The sequence below is a fragment of the Gordonia sp. (in: high G+C Gram-positive bacteria) genome (assembly GCF_049299075.1).
Classification (GTDB): Bacteria; Actinomycetota; Actinomycetes; order Mycobacteriales; family Mycobacteriaceae; genus Gordonia.
This window is the reverse complement of record NZ_JBAQWU010000472.1, coordinates 1-2,122: the sequence shown is the minus strand read 5'-3', so window position 1 is coordinate 2,122 and position 2,122 is coordinate 1. Positions and strand designations below refer to the sequence as shown.

The 2,122-nt window shown below is 69.3% G+C and carries 1 protein-coding gene; it reads right to left on the bottom strand.

The genetic code is table 11. The annotated features are described in order from the left end of the window. Positions 1-2,122, bottom strand: a 2,122-nt coding sequence (locus WAW85_RS14955) for an acyltransferase domain-containing protein (RefSeq protein ID WP_422560382.1), incomplete at both ends; no start/stop codon positions are given.

Below are 2,122 nucleotides of genomic sequence, written 5' to 3'. Positions count from 1 at the left end.
CGTTGGTGCAGCAACCGGAGCCGGAGCAGCGGCCGGAGCCGCCGCGGCGGCGGACGCCGGGGCGGCCGGGGCCTCCTCCACCAGGTCGGCTTCCGGTTCCACGCCAGCGTCCTGCGCGGTCAGCAGGTCGAAGTCGCTCTCCGCGTTGACCACCTCGACGGCGGCGGTGGCGTAGTCGGGCAGCTTCAGCGTGTTCCGGGCCAGACCCACCAGCGTCGGGGCATTCTTGACGCCGACCTCGACAAAGCGCTGCGTACCGAGACCCCCGTGCTCGGGGGCGGCCAGCAGCAGGTCCTGCGTCTCGATCCAGCGCACCGGGCTGGCGAACTGCCAGGCCAGCAACTCGATCAACAGCACCCGGGTCAGCGCGGACGGACGTTGCGACCAGGACTCCCAGTCGGCGAGCACCGCCTCGAGCGGCTCGGCAGGCACCAGATCAGCGATCTCCTGGACGAAGTCACGCTCCAGGTTGAACAGACGCGGCACCAGGTTCGGGATGTAGCGGCCCACCAGGATCGCTGGATCGATGTGTTCGGGCAGGAGGCCTTCGAGCTTGCCACGGAACTCCGGAACGCCAGCGCGCAGCACCGTCGAATGGAACGGCACGTCGATGCCGGGGACCAGGATGAACGCTCGTTTGCCACCGAATTCGGCGACCCGACGCTCGATCTCGCTCTCCAGCGCTTCCAGACCCCGGACCGTGCCGGCGATCGCATACTGCGAGCCGCGCAGGTTGAGGTTGACCACCTCCAGGAACTCCCCGGCGGACGCACCGATTCCGTCGACGAAGCCGATGACGTCGGCGTCGTCGAGCCCGAACTGGCTCGGCCGGATGGCGGCCATACGGTAGTCACTACGCCCCTGGGCGTCGCGCGGCACCAGGTGGTGCATGGCGCTACCGCGCTGGAAGACGACCTCCAGGACTGCTTCCAGCGGCAGTACGCCAGCGCAGGCAGCCAATGCGTTGTACTCGCCGACCGAGTGGCCGCAGGTGATGGCTCCCTCGACGAAGCCACCGGCCTCACGCAGTTCGGCCACTTCGACGCAACCCAGCGTCGCCATCGCGACCTGAGTGAACTGCGTCAGGAAGAGCACGCCGTCGGGATGGTGGTAGGTCACTCCGCCAGCGACCAGCGTCGTCGGGTTGTCGCGGACGACCGCGAGAATCGAGAATCCCAGCGCCTCCCGAGTGTGGGCGTCGGCGCGGTCCCAAACCTCGCGGGCGGCCTTGGAGCGGGACCGGGCAGCCAGGCCCATACCCTTGCTCTGAATGCCCTGTCCGGGGAATGCGTAGACGGTGCGCGGTGCGGCGAGCAGCGCACTCGCGGCCATCACCAGATCGTCACCGACCTTGGCGGTCACCTCGATCACGTCACGTCCAGCGTCCATGCCGACGCGATCGACGCGGATGGCGATCTCGTCGCCGAGCCGGACCATGCCGAGGAAACGGGCGGTCCAGCCCTCGATGGCACGCGGCGACGGCACCGGATTGTCCAGGTCTGCGGCAGTCACCACCTGCTGAGCGGCGGCCGACAGCCACATTCCGTGCACGATCGGCTCGCCCAGACCGGCCAGCTTCGCCGCCAGCGCATCGGTGTGGATCGGGTTGCGGTCGCCGGAGACCACCGCGAAACCGGTCATGTCGGCCGGCGCGGTCACCTGCGCGGTGCGCACATGCTTACGGGCACCGGTGCGCTCATCGGTCGCGGCGCCCCCGGCGCGCGGCGGATCGGCAAGCTCGCCGTCGCCGAGACGACCACGGATCGCGAACCGCTCGGACAGGGTCGCCACGACGCCCCCCGAACCTGCCTCGCTCCCCGAGCCTGCTTCGCTCCCTGAGCTTGTCGAAGGGTCAACCAGATCCACGGTCACTTCCACCACGCGCCCCACGGAGCTGTCGTAGACGTCACCGAGCCGGGCGGTCACGACCAGATCGGTATCAACCGCCGGGATCTGTCCGGTGAGGGTGACTGCGTGGTCGAGATGGACCAGGTCGAGCAGACCTTCCACGACCGGTACGCCTGCTGCGGTTCGCGCCGCGCCGAGCACGGAGAAGACCGCGGGCCAGCAAGCCGTGACCAAGGTATCCGGCAGGGCGAAGCCGAGCGGGGAGGCCGGGGTG